General features: G+C 56.8%; 18 protein-coding genes. 15 read left to right on the top strand and 3 right to left on the bottom strand.

The window, feature by feature from the left end; all coding sequences use genetic code 11:
* Positions 1–19: 19 nt before the first annotated feature.
* The 6 genes from QMX88_RS07725 to QMX88_RS07700 are packed head-to-tail and all read left to right on the top strand — an operon-like array spanning position 20 to position 6,723.
* On the top strand, positions 20–2,065 hold the full coding sequence (locus QMX88_RS07725) for a chemotaxis protein CheA (protein WP_282367882.1): 2,046 nt from the start codon (positions 20–22) through the stop codon (positions 2,063–2,065).
* 29 nt (positions 2,066–2,094) lie between these two features.
* Positions 2,095–3,753, top strand: coding sequence for a methyl-accepting chemotaxis protein (locus QMX88_RS07720; protein ID WP_282367880.1), 1,659 nt, complete (start codon positions 2,095–2,097; stop codon positions 3,751–3,753).
* A 36-nt stretch (positions 3,754–3,789) separates the two neighbouring features.
* Entirely contained in the window at positions 3,790–4,329 is a 540-nt protein-coding gene (locus tag QMX88_RS07715; protein WP_282367878.1) for a chemotaxis protein CheW, read from the top strand.
* Between the two features lie 9 nt (positions 4,330–4,338).
* A complete protein-coding gene (locus QMX88_RS07710; RefSeq protein WP_282367877.1) occupies positions 4,339–5,148 on the top strand; it encodes a CheR family methyltransferase in 810 nt (269 codons plus the stop codon).
* Positions 5,145–5,678 (top strand): chemoreceptor glutamine deamidase CheD, encoded by a 534-nt coding sequence (cheD, locus tag QMX88_RS07705; protein WP_192173841.1) that lies wholly within the window; start codon positions 5,145–5,147, stop codon positions 5,676–5,678. Before QMX88_RS07710 ends, cheD begins: the two co-directional genes overlap by 4 nt.
* The gene (locus QMX88_RS07700) at positions 5,641–6,723 is read left to right on the top strand and encodes a protein-glutamate methylesterase/protein-glutamine glutaminase (protein ID WP_282367873.1); all 1,083 of its coding nucleotides are present in this window, start codon (positions 5,641–5,643) and stop codon (positions 6,721–6,723) included. The genes cheD and QMX88_RS07700 overlap by 38 nt, the downstream gene beginning before the upstream one ends.
* Before the next feature lie 41 nt (positions 6,724–6,764).
* On the opposite strand, the gene QMX88_RS07695 is transcribed toward QMX88_RS07700, so the two are convergent.
* The 3 genes from QMX88_RS07695 to QMX88_RS07685 form a co-directional block, all read right to left on the bottom strand.
* A complete protein-coding gene (locus tag QMX88_RS07695) occupies positions 6,765–8,069 on the bottom strand; it encodes a tyrosine-type recombinase/integrase (RefSeq protein WP_282367871.1) in 1,305 nt (434 codons plus the stop codon).
* 1,220 nt (positions 8,070–9,289) lie between these two features.
* The gene (locus QMX88_RS07690; RefSeq protein WP_282367869.1) at positions 9,290–9,457 is read right to left on the bottom strand and encodes a hypothetical protein; all 168 of its coding nucleotides are present in this window, start codon (positions 9,455–9,457) and stop codon (positions 9,290–9,292) included.
* A 78-nt stretch (positions 9,458–9,535) separates the two neighbouring features.
* Positions 9,536–9,907, bottom strand: a complete 372-nt coding sequence (locus QMX88_RS07685) for a helix-turn-helix domain-containing protein (RefSeq protein ID WP_282367867.1) — start codon at positions 9,905–9,907, stop codon at positions 9,536–9,538.
* Positions 9,908–10,036: 129 nt separating this feature from the next.
* Between QMX88_RS07685 and QMX88_RS07680 the strand changes: the two genes are divergently transcribed.
* The 9 genes from QMX88_RS07680 to QMX88_RS07640 all read left to right on the top strand — a co-directional run bounded on the left by QMX88_RS07680 (position 10,037) and on the right by QMX88_RS07640 (position 16,071).
* Positions 10,037–11,161: a phage/plasmid replication domain-containing protein gene (locus QMX88_RS07680; RefSeq protein ID WP_282367865.1), complete on the top strand. Its 1,125-nt coding sequence runs from the start codon at positions 10,037–10,039 to the stop codon at positions 11,159–11,161.
* Positions 11,158–11,388, top strand: a complete 231-nt coding sequence (locus QMX88_RS07675; RefSeq protein ID WP_282367864.1) for a hypothetical protein — start codon at positions 11,158–11,160, stop codon at positions 11,386–11,388. The genes QMX88_RS07680 and QMX88_RS07675 overlap by 4 nt, the downstream gene beginning before the upstream one ends.
* Before the next feature lie 349 nt (positions 11,389–11,737).
* Positions 11,738–12,073: a hypothetical protein gene (locus QMX88_RS07670; RefSeq protein ID WP_282367862.1), complete on the top strand. Its 336-nt coding sequence runs from the start codon at positions 11,738–11,740 to the stop codon at positions 12,071–12,073.
* Positions 12,074–12,076: 3 nt separating this feature from the next.
* On the top strand, positions 12,077–12,331 hold the full coding sequence (locus QMX88_RS07665) for a hypothetical protein (protein WP_282367860.1): 255 nt from the start codon (positions 12,077–12,079) through the stop codon (positions 12,329–12,331).
* A gap of 4 nt (positions 12,332–12,335) precedes the next feature.
* Positions 12,336–12,581 (top strand): hypothetical protein, encoded by a 246-nt coding sequence (locus tag QMX88_RS07660; RefSeq protein WP_282367858.1) that lies wholly within the window; start codon positions 12,336–12,338, stop codon positions 12,579–12,581.
* A 241-nt stretch (positions 12,582–12,822) separates the two neighbouring features.
* The gene (locus QMX88_RS07655) at positions 12,823–14,190 is read left to right on the top strand and encodes a hypothetical protein (RefSeq protein WP_282367856.1); all 1,368 of its coding nucleotides are present in this window, start codon (positions 12,823–12,825) and stop codon (positions 14,188–14,190) included.
* A gap of 9 nt (positions 14,191–14,199) precedes the next feature.
* Positions 14,200–14,550 (top strand): DUF2523 family protein, encoded by a 351-nt coding sequence (locus tag QMX88_RS07650; protein WP_282367855.1) that lies wholly within the window; start codon positions 14,200–14,202, stop codon positions 14,548–14,550.
* Positions 14,551–14,554: 4 nt separating this feature from the next.
* Positions 14,555–15,880: a zonular occludens toxin domain-containing protein gene (locus QMX88_RS07645; RefSeq protein WP_282367853.1), complete on the top strand. Its 1,326-nt coding sequence runs from the start codon at positions 14,555–14,557 to the stop codon at positions 15,878–15,880.
* Positions 15,881–15,885: 5 nt separating this feature from the next.
* Positions 15,886–16,071 (top strand): hypothetical protein, encoded by a 186-nt coding sequence (locus QMX88_RS07640; protein WP_282367851.1) that lies wholly within the window; start codon positions 15,886–15,888, stop codon positions 16,069–16,071.
* The last annotated feature ends 127 nt before the right edge of the window (positions 16,072–16,198 follow it).

Here is a 16,198-nt window from a genome sequence, read left to right as displayed (position 1 = left end):
ATAGACAAGGAAGGTCCAGGTGAGCATCAATCTCGACCAGGCATTGCAGACATTCATTGTCGAGGCGCACGAACTGCTGCAGGTGATGGAGCAATCCCTGCTGCAGTTGGAAACCGAGCCCGCTGACCAGGATGCCATCGGCGCGATTTTTCGTGCCGCGCACACCATCAAGGGGTCGGCGGGCCTGTTTGGGCTGAACCCCGTCGTCAGCTTCACGCACATCGTCGAGGACGTACTCGACCGTCTGCGCGACGGCAGTGTGGCAGTCGACACCGGGCTGATCGCGGTGCTGCTCAAGTGCGGCGATCATATGCTGGAGTTGATCAATGTCGTCGCCAGCCGGGGCGAAACGCTCCAGCCTGCGGCCCTGGAGCGTGAAGCGGCATTGCGCGAGGCGTTGAGCACCTATCAGGCCCCGCACAGTACCGGCGACACCGGCGTCCAAAACACCGAAACCGGCTCTGCCGACACGTCAGCCGAGGTGCTCTGGCATATCTCCCTGCGCTTCGGTGTGGACGTGTTTCGCAATGGCATGGACCCGCTGTCGTTCCTGCGCTACCTGGAAACCTTGGGGCAGATCACGCAGGTCACGACCCTCACCGACACTATTCCGGCACTGGACAGCTGGGACCCGGAAAGCTGCTATTTGGGTTTCGAGATCGACCTGCGCTCGACAGCCAGCCACGCCACCCTCAACGAAGTCTTCGACTTTGTGCGTGACGACTGTGAAGTGCGCATCGAGGCCATCGACGAAGCGTCAGACGATGCGGTGTCCACCGGCAGCGAACTGGTTGCCCAGGCGGAGCATGGCCCATTGACGGCTTCGGTGCAGCGGTTACCGGCGGCCAGTGAGACGAAAACCCGGGACGGCAACTACGTGCGCGTCAATGCGGACAAGCTTGACGAGCTGATTAACCTGGTCGGCGAACTGGTGATCGCGAGCGCCGGTGCCAGCCTGTTGGCACGTTCCTGTCAGAACGACCCGCTGCAAGAGGCGACCTCGACGGTATCGGGACTGGTGGAGGAGATTCTTGATGGCGCACTGCACCTGCGCATGATCCCCATCGGCGACACGTTCAACCGCTTCCGCCGCGTGGTGCGCGACATCAGCCAGGAGCTGGGCAAGGACATCGAGTTGACCATCAGCGGTGCAGAAACCGAACTGGACAAGACCGTTGTCGAGAAAATCGGCGACCCGTTGATGCACCTGCTGCGCAACGCCATGGACCACGGCATCGAAAGCGCCGAGGCCCGGCGCGCTGCCGGCAAGGCGGGGAAGGGCCATCTGAGCCTCAACGCCTACCACGACTCGGGCAGCATCGTCATCGAAATCGCCGACGACGGCAACGGACTCAACCGCGAACGGATCCTGGAGAAGGCTCAAGAGCGTGGTTTGGTGGCCAGCGGTGCGGTGCTCTCTGATCAGGAGATCTACAACCTGATCTTCGAACCGGGTTTCTCTACCGCCGAGGCGGTGACCAATCTGTCGGGCCGTGGCGTCGGCATGGACGTGGTCAAGCGCAATATCACCTTGCTGCGCGGCACTGTCGATCTGGACAGTCGCCCGGGGCAGGGCACCGTGGTGCGCATTCGCTTGCCGCTGACCCTGGCGATCATCAACGGTTTTCTGGTCGGCATCGATACATCCACCTACGTGATTCCGCTGGACATGGTTCAGGAATGCATCGAACTGGACGAACACCAGCGCCAGTCGAGCCGCGACCAGGGTTACCTGGATTTGCGTGGCGAGGTGTTGCCGCTGGTGGACCTGCGCGAGCACTTCAGCCACGAAGGCAGCGCCGGCCGACGCCAGAATGTGGTGGTAGTCCGCTACGCCGAGCACAAGGCCGGGCTGGTCGTTGACGACCTGCTCGGTGAGTTCCAGACCGTGATCAAACCGTTGGGCAAGTTGTTTGGCGCACTGCGCGGCATCAGCGGCTCCACCATATTGGGCAGTGGCGCGGTGGCCCTGATCCTCGACATACCGGCCTTGCTCAACCAAATCGTACAACTGGAAGCCCGCACGACTCAGGCGGCTTATTCGCCAACCGTCGTCGCCCGCTGACGTATTCGCAACACCCTGGAGGCTCCACGATGAAATGGTTTTACGATCTCAAAATATCCACCAAGTTGATCAGCTCCTTCCTGGTGGTCCTGGCACTCACCGCGGCGATGGGCGTCTTTGCCATTCATCAGCTGGGGGCCGTGAACCAGGCGGCCCAGGACATCCGGGGTAACTGGATGCCTTCCATGCGTGCAGCGGCAGGCATGCGTTTTTTTGCCGCCAACTATCGCTTGAAAGAGTACCGCTCCATAACGACCGACGTCGCTGAAGAGAAGGCTCAGGCTGAGCGGGAAGCCGCCGAGTCCCGCCAGCAGTTCGAAACCCGCGTGGGCACCTATGAGCAGTTGCTGTCGAACGACGAAGATCGTCAGCTTCTGGCCGCTGCGAAAAGCGCATGGGCCGCCTACCTGGCAACCAGCAATCAGGTGCTTGAACTGTCCCGGCAGAACCAGGAAGACCGGGCACGCGTCTTGCTGAGGGGCGAGTCCAAAACGCGCTTTGATGACGTGACCAACCGCCTGCAAAAAATGGTCGAGCTCAATGACGGCGGCGCAACGGCTGCCGGTGACAAGGGCTCGGCGCTGTATGAAAGCGCGCGCCTTGCGATCATCGTGGCGCTGGTGGCGGCGTTATTGATCGGCTTGGGCCTGGCCGTGTTTATCGCGCGGATCATTTCGCGTCCGCTGAGACAAGCCGCCATCGCCGCCGAGCAGCTGGCCGAAGGCAATCTCAGTGCACCTATCGCACCGGGGACGAAGGATGAAACCGGCATGGTGCTCAACGCCATGCGCAACATGGTCGGCAAGCTGGGCCACATCATCGGCGAGGTGCGTAACGCCGCCGACAACCTGGCCAGCGCCTCCGAGCAGGTCAGTGCCACCGCGCAATCGATGAGCCAGGCCACTAGTGAACAGGCCGCCAGCGTCGAGGAAACCAGTGCCTCGATCGAGCAGATGAGCGCCAGCATCAACCAGAACACCGAAAATGCCAAAGTGACCGATGGCATGGCCAGCAAAGCCGCCAAGGAAGCCACCGAGGGCGGCGATTCGGTGCAGCAGACCGTGGTGGCGATGAAAAAAATCGCCCAGCGCATCAGCATCATCGATGACATCGCCTACCAGACCAACCTGCTGGCCCTCAACGCCGCCATCGAGGCCGCTCGGGCCGGCGAGCACGGCAAGGGTTTCGCGGTAGTCGCGGCCGAAGTGCGCAAACTGGCCGAACGCAGTCAGGTGGCTGCCCAGGAAATCGGCGAGCTGTCTTCCAGCAGTGTGGACATGGCCGAGAAGGCCGGCAAGTTGCTCGGTGAGATGGTGCCGTCCATCAACAAGACCAGCGACCTGGTGCAGGAAATCAGCGCGGCCTCCGAAGAGCAGGCCGCCGGTGTCGCGCAGATCAACACGGCGATGACCCAGCTCAACCAGGTGACCCAGCAGAACGCGTCAAGCAGCGAGGAGCTGGCCGCCACCGCCGAAGAGATGAGCAGCCAGGCCGAACAGCTGCAACAGGCCATGAGTTTCTTCGTGCTGGATTCAACGCCACGGCCCGCCGCTCAAAGCAACAGCGTGGACAACTCCGGCAGCAAGCCGGGCCATCAGCCGCCTCGGGTCAAACCGCAGCCGCCGCGCAAAGCGTTCGCGTACAGCATGGCCAGTGCCCCGGACGAATCGGAATTCACCCGCTTCTGATCACACGAATCGATGCGGGCCTACACGGAGAACGACATGGGCGCAGTGACGACCACTCGGCAAACCGCAGTTGCGGTGGATGAGGACGCGCAGTACCTGACCTTCATGCTCGGCGGCGAAATGTTTGCCATCGGCATTCTGGGGATCAAGGAAATTATCGAATACGGCAGCCTGACCGTGGTGCCCATGATGCCCGCCTTCGTGCGCGGGGTGATCAACCTGCGCGGTGCGGTGGTGCCGGTGGTCGATCTGTCGGCGCGCTTCGGCCGGGCGAACTCCGCGATCACTCGGCGCTCCTGCGTCATCATCATTGAGGCGAGCACCGAGGAGGGACAGGCGCAGGACATCGGTTTGCTGGTCGACACCGTGTCTGCGGTGCAGGAGATTCCGGCCACACAGATCGAGCCGCCGCCCAGCTTCGGCGCACGGATTCGATCGGATTTCATTGACGGCATGGCCAAGGTCGATGGCAAGTTCGTGATTGTGCTGGACGTGGACAACGTGCTGTCCATCGATGAAATGTCCAGCCTTGCCGAAGCCGGTCAGGCACCGTCCCTTGATCTCGACCCGCGTTGAGGCCCGAACATGGCAGACACCGCTTCCATTGATGACCGTGAGTTCGGTCAATTCCAGAGCTGGCTGTACCGCGCGGCCGGCATCAACCTGTCGCCCGCCAAGAAAGCGCTGGTGGCAGGGCGTCTGTTCAAGCGCCTCAAGCATTACGAGCTGCAGAGTTATGGCGAGTATTTCAAGCTGATCATGAAGGACGAGCGCAAGGGCGAGCTGCAAGTTGCCCTGGATTTGCTGACCACCAACGAAACCTATTTTTTTCGCGAGCCCAAGCACTTCGACTTTTTGCGTCAGCAGGTGCTGCCCAAAGCTGCGCCGGGCAAGGTGTTTCGGGTGTGGAGCGCGGCCAGCTCCTCGGGCGAGGAGCCCTACAGCCTGGCGATGACCTTGGCGGAAGGCCTGGGTACCACGCCTTGGGAAGTGGTGGGTTCGGACATCAGTACTCAAGTGCTGGCCAAGGCGCGCAGCGGCCATTACGCCATGGGCCGTGCCGAGACGTTGCCTCAGCCGCTGCTGGTCAAGTATTGCCTGAAGGGCATCGGGCGCCAAGAGGGGACCTTCCTGATCGACAAAACCCTGCGCAGCCGCGTCAATTTTGTCCAGGTCAACCTCAACGAAGCGCTGCCGGCGCTCGGTGAATTCGAGGTGATCTTCCTGCGCAATGTGATGATTTACTTCGACCAGCCGACCAAGGCCCAGGTCGTCGCACGCATGCTGCCGCTACTCAAGCCCGGTGGCTACTTGATCATCAGTCACTCGGAAAGCCTCCACGGTGTTAATGACACCCTGAAGCTGGTGGCGCCATCGATTTACCGCAAGCCATGAAAATGCCCGTCGGCGCCGCCGAAGTGGTATTGGTCCCGGGTCAGGTCAGTTTCGCGACGCGCCCGACGCGCTTGCGCACACTGCTCGGTTCCTGCGTGGCGATCACGTTCTGGCACCCGCAACGGCTGATCGGCGGCATGTGTCACTTCATGCTGCCAGGGCGCCTGCGCCACGATCAGCCGCTGGACGGCCGATATGGCGATGAGGCGCTGGAGTTGCTGCTTCAACACGCCCTCGCCAATGGGACTCACGTCCAGGACTACCAGATCAAGCTGTTCGGCGGCGGCAGAATGTTTCCCGATCAGCCGCGCGACCCGCGCACGCAGGACGTCGCCAGTATGAATATTCGCGCGGCGCTGGCCCTGGCCGAGCGTTACCACCTGCACCTGACTGCTCAGGACATGGGCAGCACCGGTCACCGCACGATCATGTTCGACGTGTGGAACGGCAACGTCTGGGTTCGGCACCAACCAATGGGAACACTTCAACAAGATGCCTACCAAAAAAATCAGCGTACTGCTGGTCGATGACTCGGCCGTGGTGCGTCAGGTGCTGATGGCCATTCTCAGCGACACGCCGGATATCCACGTCATGGGTGCCGCGTCCGACCCGATTTTCGCCATGGACAAGCTCGCCCGGGAATGGCCCGACGTGATCGTGCTGGACGTGGAAATGCCACGGATGGACGGGATCACCTTTCTCAGGAAAATCATGAGCGAGCGGCCGACGCCGGTGGTCATCTGTTCCTCGCTGACCCAAAAAGGCGCGGAAACCTCCCTGCAGGCGTTGTCGGCAGGCGCAGTTGAAATCATCACCAAACCCACGACCGGGTTGAAAAATTTCCTGATTGAATCGGCGGCCGAGCTGGTGGCCGCGATACGCGCTGCCGCCAACTCCAACGTCAGGAACCTGGGAAAGCGCAGCGCCAGCCCGGCGCCTTTGCCAATTCCGGCCGGTAAGTTGACTGCGGATGCGATCCTGCCTGCCGCCAGTGGCCACGCCATGGCACAGACCACTGAGCGCATCGTCGCCATCGGCACCTCCACGGGCGGAACTCAGGCGCTGGAAGCGGTGCTCAAGGCGCTGCCGAGGGTGTGTCCGGGCATTGTGATCGTGCAGCACATGCCAGAGAAGTTCACCGCCTCGTTTGCCGAGCGCCTCAACAGCATCTGCGCGATCGAGGTGCGCGAAGCGCGGAACAACGATCGAATCCTCCCAGGACTGGCCTTGATCGCGCCCGGTGGCAAGCACCTGATGGTCACCCGTAGCGGCGCTTATTATCACGCCCAGGTGATTGACGGCCCGCAGGTGAATCGGCATCGACCTTCAGTGGATGTGCTGTTTCGGTCGGTGGCCAAGTTCGCCGGCAAGAACGCCACCGGTATCATCATGACCGGCATGGGCGATGACGGCGCGCGCGGTCTCAAGGAGATGCTCGACGCCGGCGCCGCCACCGTGGCCCAGGATGAAGCGAGCTGCGTGGTGTTCGGCATGCCCAAGGAGGCCATCAAGCTCAACGCTGCCCAGCGGATCATGCCGCTGGAGCATATTCATCAGGCAATCCTCAACAGTTAGCCTGACCGCTGACCTTCAGCACCTGCCCAGGGAATGACCGATCACGATCGCTCTTTCATGGGCAGACGCTTGACCGAATATGCCCGCTTTTCATCCTCGGAGTTGTAGTAGACGTTCTGTGTCGTGCTGAGGCTGTTATGGCGCAGATCGACCTGCAGATCCTTCATGTCGCGGTGCGGCGCATCGAAGGTCGCCGAGGTGTGGCGCAGCCAGTGCAATGACGCCGCGCGCAGGCGACCGACGTCTTCGTCCGGCCAGTGCTCGGCCTGCATGCGCTGCAGCGCGCGATCAAATACCTCCTGCAGCAGCACGCGGATATGCCGGTCTGACAACCCGGCGCGTCCCCGTTGAGTGGCAATCAGCGGTGTGCTTTCGCGGAAGCCGGGCAGGGGTGACAGGCCCTGGTGCAGACGCCAGCGCTTGAGGTAGTTCTCGACATAGTCGTCACGCACGCTGATCTTGCCGGCTTTATTGCCTTTGCCCACCACGTGATACCACCAGTTCCCGGCGCCGTCCTTACGCAGATCGCCCATGGTGGGCTTCCAGTTGTCGCGGCCCACCAGATCGGAAACGCGGAGGTACATGGAGAATATCGTTGCCACAATGAACAGCGTGCGCTCGTACTTGGCGTCCTCGGCCGCCAGCAACTCGGCGGTTTCCAACACAAAATCCCACTGCAGCGAGGTCAGGATGCGCGTGTCCTGGTTGTCGGTGTTGCGCTCTTTGTATTTGCTCTTTTGTTTTACCGCGCGAAACGGGTTCTGCTCGCAAAAACCTTCATCGATCGCGTGCTGGAAGAAGCTGCCACACACCGCGAAGATCTGCGCGATAGAGCCTTGGGCCAGCCGATACGTGTCCTGAAGAGCGGGCCGGTTTTCTTCCTGCGCGCGCTTGCGTTCTTCCTTGGCGACGGTTTGGCTGAAGGGCCGCCAGTCGGGGTTGAGCACGTAGGTGTCCGTCGCGGTTTTCTTGCGTGCACCGAGGCGGGTGAAGCGGGATTTGACCACTGGACCCACCCACGCCGGATCGGGCGCCAGGCAGAATTCCATAAAGTTTTCAGCCTGGGTGCGGCGCATGGCGAGGAGGGGTGTCCTGGATTTGAGCAGCGTCCACAGCAGCAGACGCTCGACGTGGGTGCGGTAGGAATTGAACGTGGATTCGTTGCCGGCGTAGGACTTGAGAAAGCTGCGCACGGCGCGGTAGCCTTCGATCGCCTGGGTTTCGGCGGGGAATTGCTCCAGATAATCCCGGATCGCCGGAAGCTCTTCCTTTAAGGAACTGAAGTTCAGCTCACCGAACTTCGCGTAGGTTTCGAACAGCGGATGGGGTGACGAAGGCGCGGGCATGGAATTCGCTGGCTGTGAATGCGGAAGGTGCCGGCATGATCGTGCAGGTGACGTGCATATGCAATATCCGGGTCTGACAGTTATCGGATATTGCATTTGTGGGTTGGGGTGTGTTAGTCGGGGTGCCTGCATGGCTCTGGCTTTTGTGGCCTGATTTGGGCATCTCAGGTCATTGGGCTGGTTGTTTCTGTACCGGGGTGCGGTTTTGCGAGGTTTTGGCGAGTTTTGACAAGTTCTGGCGCGTGAATGCGACGGTTTTGCTGACTGTACGGGCGTTGTCAGTCTCGCGTGTATGGGCTGCAGGGCCTGTATTACGGGGCTTTCAGGGAATACTCGGCCGTAATCGAGCTTGGATGTTCGGCTTAAGACTGCCTGAGGTTAAGTGGTTTGGTTGGCTTTCTAAGTGGGCTGTCCTGGTTTTTGGCTGGGGACGGCTGGGCCTGTTGTGACTGGGTATCGCGGGTTCGCTCTTTAAATCCGGGTGATCAGGCACGTGATGTTGGACCGCGTCGTGATAGGTCCTAGGGACTGAGCCTGTGATGTGGTCCGCGGCGCGAGTCATCTGCGCCGGTTAGACATCGGCGCTCAATTGATGCGAGCACCGGCGGTCATTCGGGTGCCAGGCGGTTGCAATGCTTAACAGGTGCCAGTGTGAAGTCAAACTAAGACCTTGCAGGGTGGGCAGTTGCAGCGAACAGTAATCGTGATGGATACGGCCGGGAACCTGGCAATCGATGAAACGCCGAAGTCGAGGGTAAGCGTTGACGTCGCTAGTCAGGCCGCATGCAGAAAGACCAGGGACAGTGGATTCAAGAGGCGGCACATTCGTTTCTCCGTCACACCGCCCCAGCACAGTAATATCCAGTTACGCATAATTTCTGTGACGTTATGGTACTTGCGGCCGCCGGCCAGAATCAGCCGCGGGGAAAATCGCTCCGCGCCCCGCGGATGATTTAGCCATAACGTCCATTATGCGAGGCCCTACCAGCCCTGCAGCGCGCTTTTCCCACCAAACCCTCCCTCGATCCTTCTCAGGTCAAGGGCCGCGTCCCCGGCTTGTCGTGACACGCTCTACCGTCGCGTCAAACGGAGACCCGGAGCGCAGCGACCCCTTTACCAGCCCCAATCCCCTTTAACCTCCGCAAGGGTGCCTGGATGTGCTTCACCGTCCAGGCTCCCGCCGCTCAAGCAAAGGGCTTGCCCCCGGAGGGGCCCTTGATCTATTGGGTCGTGAGGATGTAGCAGGCTCCAGCTGTCTTTCGACCTTGAGCCTGTTTCAGTGCCAAGATCCGCACCATTGCCTGTTGGCACAGGGCTTCTGTGGGCTTCTCAGCGACGATCTGAGGCTTGCCCTCGATCATCATGACGAAAATCCATTTTGCGAACATTGCGCTTCCTGCGGTTTTGGAGCTGATTGGGTGGGGGTGCCTGTAACACCCCCACTTTGGTATGGAATCGCATACTTTTTATGCCACGTGCTGCCTCGATGCCTCTTCCTCGATGCTCGCCAAAAGACCCCCTACCATGCTCCTTGCGAGCGGTTTTAGGTCGTCCGGTAGATCGTTGAAGCGCCTGAACAAAGCCCTCATTTCTGGTGATACGTCCCTGTCTTGCTTCTCCAACAGTATTTCGTCGGTCGAGCATCCGAAAAGCCTTGCCATGATCACCACTTTGTCACCGGGTGGTGCGTTCTTGTCTTTCTCCCACCCTGCGACTGTGTTTTCTCCGCTCTCAATCGCTTCCGCCAGCGTTTTCTGGGACATTCCCACCGCTTCTCGTTTTTGCCTGATGTTTTCGCCGATGCTCATTGGTAGCTCTGCCGCATTGTGGTGATTCATTGACCCTAACTCCTGTATGCCTATACATGCCCGACATATGGTGGCATGTCCCACCAAATAACGCTTGTCACGGCTCCGCGAGATATCGTAGCATCCTCCACATTATTTGGGGGCTTGACAGGATTTCCAATGTTCTACGATTGGACCAAGGCATTTCAGGACTACGACTACGATCTCCCCCGGGTTGGGGAGGTCATCACGCGTCGTTTTGATGCCGGCACCGATGAGCTCTTGTCCACCAGCGTTCCCGCTTTTTTTGCTGAAGGCAGCTATTCGACCAGCTTCCGAATCCACGTTTGTGGTCGCCGCATCACAGTCGATGGCAATCCTTCCAGACTTAACCGTCTCGATAACGTTTTTGGTCTCAAATCTCTTGACGACTGCATGCGTGTAATTAACTCGCTGCTCGCTGAGTATGGTCTGCCACCTATGACCAAGTGCAAGACCATTAAACGTCTCGATGACGGAACTGCTGTTGCTGACGGAGCTGTATTTCAGCGCCTTGACCTCACATCCAATTTTTATGTAGGGCAGGGTAACGAACGAGCTTACCTTCGCGGCATATCTTCTCAGCGTTATCGCAACTCAATTGGTTATCTCTATCCAGACGGCAATACCACTGTTTGGACCCCCAAGGGTGGCGAAAAGGCCGGTCGCCTCGTTTACCCCGGTAATTACGCCAAAGCTGCTGAGCTTGATGCTCATTTGCTTCCCCGCGTTAAACGTACCTTCGGTGAAGACTCCGAAGAATTAGGTTATGTAACGGCACTTCGAGACTGGTGCCGTTCTGTTGGAATGGTCCGGTCAGAAATTAAGTGCCGGTCTGAATTCTTGAAGCGCGAACGCCTCCAGTTTTGGGGCTTGTTTGATGAATCTAAATTAGTGGAAATCCACAGGGGTTTTCTTATGCTCGGTGAAAAGTGCGAGATTAACAACTTCGACCTCCTCACAGTCGCTGATGAGCTTTTGGCGAAAAACATCGTTGACACCCGTAAAGCTGCAATGACCACAGCAGGTTATGCGCATCTTTGGCAGTCTGGACAGTCGTTCAATTTTGAGACTTCAGCCGTTAAGACCCATCGCGCCCGTCTTCGTCAGATTGGTATTGACATCAAGCTTCCTTATGACGGAACTCGTCACGGTGTTGTTTTTATCCGTAACGTTCGCGAGATCGAGCGCAAGTTTGAAAGCTCTGTTCCGGCTTTCTATCGTCATGCGGTAGTTCCCCGTCACCTTCAATTGGTGGCGGCATGAAAAAGGTTCTTCAGCCTGGTCGTGGATTGTCTGCTGTCCAGCGCCGTCAGCTCGAACTAATGGCGATTGTCCGTGCTAATACCGTTTCTCCACTTCGTGCTGAGGTGGACGAAACTTTGCGCCATATGGCCGAGCTTAAAGAGCAGGGTGTAAAGCATGAGCCGCTCAATAAGCTTATCGAAAGCAAGACTGGCACTATTTCAGTAGCTGAATGGATGGGTTTCTAATGTCTCTCTTCGACGTTCTTCTTTTCGTCCCCGTCTTTGCGATCACATTTGCTGGCTTGGTTTTCTTTCAATGAATAAATCCGACTATCAACTGCTGCGCTGGGCTGTGGAGATGCACATTGCTGAGTCCCTTGCTGAATCTAATCTTCTTCACAGCGCTGCTCATGATCTCACTAATCTCGTTATGTGCGAATTTGTACGAGCTATGGCAGCTGCACAAGTTAAGCAAGCTGCCACCAGAAGAACTTTTGTCACGTTTCGACGAGACAAACAATGTATTCCGCCCAGTTGGGCATTTCGTAAACCGGGCACAGACTCCCGACTCCCTCGACATTAAGGAGCATTAAACATGATTCTTCTCCAAGGTTTCGTTCAGGCCGTCATTACTAAGAACGAAGATGTTCAAGGCAAGAACCCGTATGCCGTAGTAGCTATTGACGACCTGTCTACCGACCGCGACGGTATCAGCCACACAACAACCCGCAAAATTATGGTCGCTGGTAACGACTATAAGAAAGGTCTTCACAACGCCTATCGGTCTCTTATCGGCAGCGAGGTTTATGCGCCGGTTCGTATCGAATGTGAACTGTTCAACGGCAAGCCACAAGAACGTTATACCCTGCAGGGTCCAGCCCTGAAGCTTACTTCCCCTGTTGCCACACCGCTTAAGGCAGCAGGAGCGTAATAAGTGTCCACTCAACCCGTTTTGGTGTGCAGCCAGTTTTCCCAAACTGCTGACGGAGTGACGAATTGCACCTCTCAAGCTTGGGTGGACACTTATGTTTTAACGCCTGATGAACAAGCTCAGTTGGAACTTGTAATTCACGGTGGTTTTGATTCGTCAACGTTCTTGCAGTTCTTTGGAGCCACTTTAACGTTGTTCGCAATCGGTTTCGCAGCAGGCATTATCATTTCTCAACTTCGCAAAGCAAAAAGAGGCTAGACCCATGAAACAAGCAATCCGCAAGTTCGCAGTTGTTCCTTCTTTCCGCAAAACCGTAGTAGTTTTCGGTGCCGCCGGTGCTGCCCTGGCATCGCAAGTGTCGTCTGCCGCTGATGACGTTGCCTCGGCTGCCACTGCTGCCATTTCCGCCGCTCAGTCCTCTGGGCTCAGCGTTGGAGGGGCTGTCGTTGCTACCGTTGCCGCGCTGGTCGTCGTTAGCATCGTTCTGGCAATGATCAAGAAAGTTTGATCTGTCGTGATCTGGTCCGCGCTGGCTGGGATTCTCATGGCCAGCGCACTGGTTACTGGTATCCGGTGCGCTGAATATCTCTAACTTCAGCCCCCGGAAACGGGGGTTTTTTTTGCGCCAAATATTCGTTTTACTCTTTCTCTTCATTCTCTCCGGCGCCGCTAGTGCAGAGGACTACTACTGGTCTTCCACTGACGGTACTGGTCACGCTAGTAGTGCTATCGCTGCTTGTAAGCCAACTATGACCAGCACTTATTGGGACGGTCCAGCTCCTGTAACTAGTCTCCAGTGGCAAAGCCCCGGTGAGGCTCGTTGTGTCTACTCCGCGCCATATGGTGCCCAATGGGGCAGCCCTGACAAATATACCGAGCTTGGCGGTGGTGTTGTTCGTCATGGTGACTCCTGTTCTGAAGGCTCCCTATATGATTCAACTACTGGTGCCTGTAAGTCCTCAAAGAAAGACGGTGAACTTTGCGAAGACCAGACCGGAGGTAGTTCTGCCGACCCTATGATTTGGAGTTCCAAGTCAGGTTCCTGTGTTAACTTCACCGACTCAGACGACAATGCTACATGTGGTTATTTGGGCAACCAATCAGGTCCCGGCTCAAGTTATAAAGTTTCTGGCACTTGGGACGGTGGTTTACCCTCTGCGCCTCCCACTTTCGCTTCAGGCGCCACCAGCTGTGAGGTCGGCACCATTTCTACTACCGACTGCGTTACTGATGTTAAAGGCGCAGTTACTTGTAATGTCATAGGCAAGTTCACCGGTAAGGTTAACAACAAATCCAACGTCGTAGATGCTAAGGACGCCGCTTGCCCTGGTGGATCTTGTGACCCAATCCTTCCAACCAGCACAACAAAAAGTGACCCCTGCGTTTACAGCGGTTCGGGCGACTCCGTTTCATGCACTTCTCACACCGAGAGCGCAAAAGAAGGGACTCAGAAATGTGGCACTGTTAACGGCTCCATGAGTTGTTTTACCGTTCCTCCATCCAGCAACGGCATTAAAATTGATTCCACCGTCAAGACAACTCCCGATCCCGACGGCGGCAAAACAGCCGTTAAAACAGACACCGCCACTAAGACCACCTGCACTGGCATTAACAAGTGCAGCACTACCGTCTCAACTACCACGACCACCACGAAAACTAATGGCGCCGGCCAGACAACCGGCACCAAAACCGACTGTAAGGGGACTTGCGGTTCATCGGGCACTGGTATAACTCCCGGCAAAACTTCTGGCAATGGAACTGGTGATGAAGCTTCAGGTGATTGCACAAGCGAGGATTGCGGCTCTGGCGGTGCAGGTGGACTGACTGACCCAGAGAACGGAAACTTTGATGGACAGTCATCTGACTGGGATAAAAAGATCGAGGACGGCAAGAAAGACCTTAAAGACCGCATTGACAAAATGAAGACTGCATTCGACCCACTTTCTCAAGCCAATTTAGGTGGAGGAGGAGGGCAGTTGTTTTGCCCGCCTGCTGTTGAATTCTATGGTCACTCAATCACTTTTTGTTTGGATCAGTTCGCTAGCTCATTGTCATGGATTGCAGCAGCTGTATACGCATCCTGCGCTCTAACCGCGTTATTCATTATTTTCCTTTGAGGACTCTTTATGGACGCAATCATTTCGTGGATGGGCCAAGTCACCCATTTCTTTCAGGCTCAATGGGACTTCATGGATTCGGGCATATACGATTTCATCAAGTCACTGCTCGTCGTTCTTACTAAAGCTGCAATATGGACCGCCATACAGGTGAAACTTGTTGCGCTCGATGTGGCCTACGAGGTTGTTCAGGAAATCCTCACTGATAGCGGTGCTGCTGCACTTGTTAAATCAGCTTGGGCATCCATCCCCGGCAACATTCAGGCAACTTTAGAGTTCTTCAAAATCCCCCAAGGATTGACGTTAATACTCTCCGCAATTCCCACTCGCTGGGCCATGAAATTTGTGCCGGTAGGTTAATCATATGGCTATCAAAATCCACCACGGTCCTAACGGTTCATACAAGACTTCTGGCGCTGTATGGGACGATGCTGTACCTGCTGCAAAAGAAGGCCGCTTAATCATTACCAACGTTCGAGGGATGTCTCGTGAACGCTTCTGTAACGTATTTGATGATCTTCCTGACTCTTTTGACGTGCTCTATATTAGCCATGAATCCGAAGACGGACTCGAACGTATTAGAACTTGGTTTCAATGGGCTCCGCGAAACGCCTTTCTGATCTTCGACGAAGCTCAAGTAATCTTTCCAAGCAACTGGACTGATAAATATCTGGAGCGCTTCAATTATCCGGGTGGCCTTGATGCCGCTAAGGCCGCAGATTTACCTACCAACTGGCTATCAGCCTGGACGATGCACCGACACTTTAACTGGGACATCATCCTTACGATGCCCAATATCAAGTATCTCCACTCTGATATCCGAGGAACCTCTGAGGCTGCTTACCAGCACTCGAATTTGGCGTTACTTGGCAAGACGATGAAGAAACTCGTCGCTAAAGACTATAAAGAGGCAATGCACAGTGCTCAGGACAATAAAGCCCCGACTGATGGTTCTAACATCGTCACTCTTCGCAAGATTGACACGCGAGTCTTTAAGCTCTACGACTCCACAGCAACCGGAGTTCACCGGGACACTATGGCGGGCAAAAACGCGTTCGCGTCTCCGCGCATACTTTTCCTCGGCTTGGTGGCCGCTGCTGTTATTGGGTATGTTTTCTACTCTTCTGGCGGCAACCCGTTTCACAGTCCGTTTGCTCCTCAGGATCTTCCTGCCGGTGCTTCGGCCAATAAGGTGGTTCCTGTTCAAAGTCCTGTCCCGGTTCGTGTTCCTGATCCTGTTCGCTTACCTGATCAGCAAAATCTGCCACCTCCTAGCATGAGTAACGATCCTTTTCATGACTTCGATATCGTCATCAAGGGCAGCTTGGGCAACGAAGAGCGCGGCACCATGTATGCTTTTCAGCTGACAAAAACTGACCGCTCATTCATGCACACAACAGGACAGATGATTTCCTCTGGTTACGGCGTAATTTCCCGAGGCCCTTGCGTTGCAGAGCTGACGTTTCCCGGTGGATCACGAACCGTCGTCTGTTCCGGCTCTATGATGGCCAACGGAGGCGGAGAGCGGCTCGGTTCAGAGCGAGCCGCCGCCGTTGGACAGCCACGTTTTGTCGCCACTCAAGCGCCCGTGCCAGCCGATTCAGCCAGCCAGGCACCACGCAAGGGCGTTAATTACACTGTCGTCAACGACACTAGCCGAGGTCAGCGCACGCTGTTAACCGCACAATGATCACGATGAAAACTGATTACCCAGCCAACGGCATGAGCGATCAAAGCCGATTCAATCCAACGATTGAGCTGCTCGATCTGCACAACAGTCACATCGTCGATTGGAAATGGCATCTTCAGGAAAGCCGGCCGGCTTACTGGTGGCGTTTTCGCTGCTGGGCTTTCACCAGCCTTAGCAGCCCCACCAAGTAGAATCAGAGGGTTCGCATAATTTCTGTGACGTTATGGTACTTGCGGCCGCCGGCCAGAATCAGCCGCGGGGAAAATCGCTCCGCGCCCCGCGGATGATTTAGCCATAACGTCCATTATGCGAGGCCCT

It is taken from the genome of Pseudomonas sp. PS02290 (assembly GCF_029960075.1).
Taxonomy (GTDB): domain Bacteria; phylum Pseudomonadota; class Gammaproteobacteria; order Pseudomonadales; family Pseudomonadaceae; genus Aquipseudomonas.
The sequence above is the reverse complement of the archived record's forward strand: the minus strand, read 5'-3'. Positions and strand labels throughout refer to the sequence as shown.

What these genes read in the sequence shown, in the direction of transcription:
- QMX88_RS07720 (WP_282367880.1), top strand. Translation starts at nt 2,095, where the DNA reads ATGAAATGGTTTTACGATCTCAAAATATCCACCAAGTTGATCAGCTCC.
- QMX88_RS07715 (WP_282367878.1), top strand. Translation starts at nt 3,790, where the DNA reads ATGGGCGCAGTGACGACCACTCGGCAAACCGCAGTTGCGGTGGATGAG.
- QMX88_RS07710 (WP_282367877.1), top strand. Translation starts at nt 4,339, where the DNA reads ATGGCAGACACCGCTTCCATTGATGACCGTGAGTTCGGTCAATTCCAG.
- cheD (WP_192173841.1), top strand. Translation starts at nt 5,145, where the DNA reads ATGAAAATGCCCGTCGGCGCCGCCGAAGTGGTATTGGTCCCGGGTCAG.
- QMX88_RS07700 (WP_282367873.1), top strand. Translation starts at nt 5,641, where the DNA reads ATGCCTACCAAAAAAATCAGCGTACTGCTGGTCGATGACTCGGCCGTG.
- QMX88_RS07695 (WP_282367871.1), bottom strand. Translation starts at nt 8,069, where the DNA reads ATGCCCGCGCCTTCGTCACCCCATCCGCTGTTCGAAACCTACGCGAAG.
- QMX88_RS07690 (WP_282367869.1), bottom strand. Translation starts at nt 9,457, where the DNA reads ATGTTCGCAAAATGGATTTTCGTCATGATGATCGAGGGCAAGCCTCAG.
- QMX88_RS07685 (WP_282367867.1), bottom strand. Translation starts at nt 9,907, where the DNA reads ATGAATCACCACAATGCGGCAGAGCTACCAATGAGCATCGGCGAAAAC.
- QMX88_RS07680 (WP_282367865.1), top strand. Translation starts at nt 10,037, where the DNA reads ATGTTCTACGATTGGACCAAGGCATTTCAGGACTACGACTACGATCTC.
- QMX88_RS07675 (WP_282367864.1), top strand. Translation starts at nt 11,158, where the DNA reads ATGAAAAAGGTTCTTCAGCCTGGTCGTGGATTGTCTGCTGTCCAGCGC.
- QMX88_RS07670 (WP_282367862.1), top strand. Translation starts at nt 11,738, where the DNA reads ATGATTCTTCTCCAAGGTTTCGTTCAGGCCGTCATTACTAAGAACGAA.
- QMX88_RS07660 (WP_282367858.1), top strand. Translation starts at nt 12,336, where the DNA reads ATGAAACAAGCAATCCGCAAGTTCGCAGTTGTTCCTTCTTTCCGCAAA.
- QMX88_RS07655 (WP_282367856.1), top strand. Translation starts at nt 12,823, where the DNA reads ATGACCAGCACTTATTGGGACGGTCCAGCTCCTGTAACTAGTCTCCAG.
- QMX88_RS07650 (WP_282367855.1), top strand. Translation starts at nt 14,200, where the DNA reads ATGGACGCAATCATTTCGTGGATGGGCCAAGTCACCCATTTCTTTCAG.
- QMX88_RS07645 (WP_282367853.1), top strand. Translation starts at nt 14,555, where the DNA reads ATGGCTATCAAAATCCACCACGGTCCTAACGGTTCATACAAGACTTCT.
- QMX88_RS07640 (WP_282367851.1), top strand. Translation starts at nt 15,886, where the DNA reads ATGAAAACTGATTACCCAGCCAACGGCATGAGCGATCAAAGCCGATTC.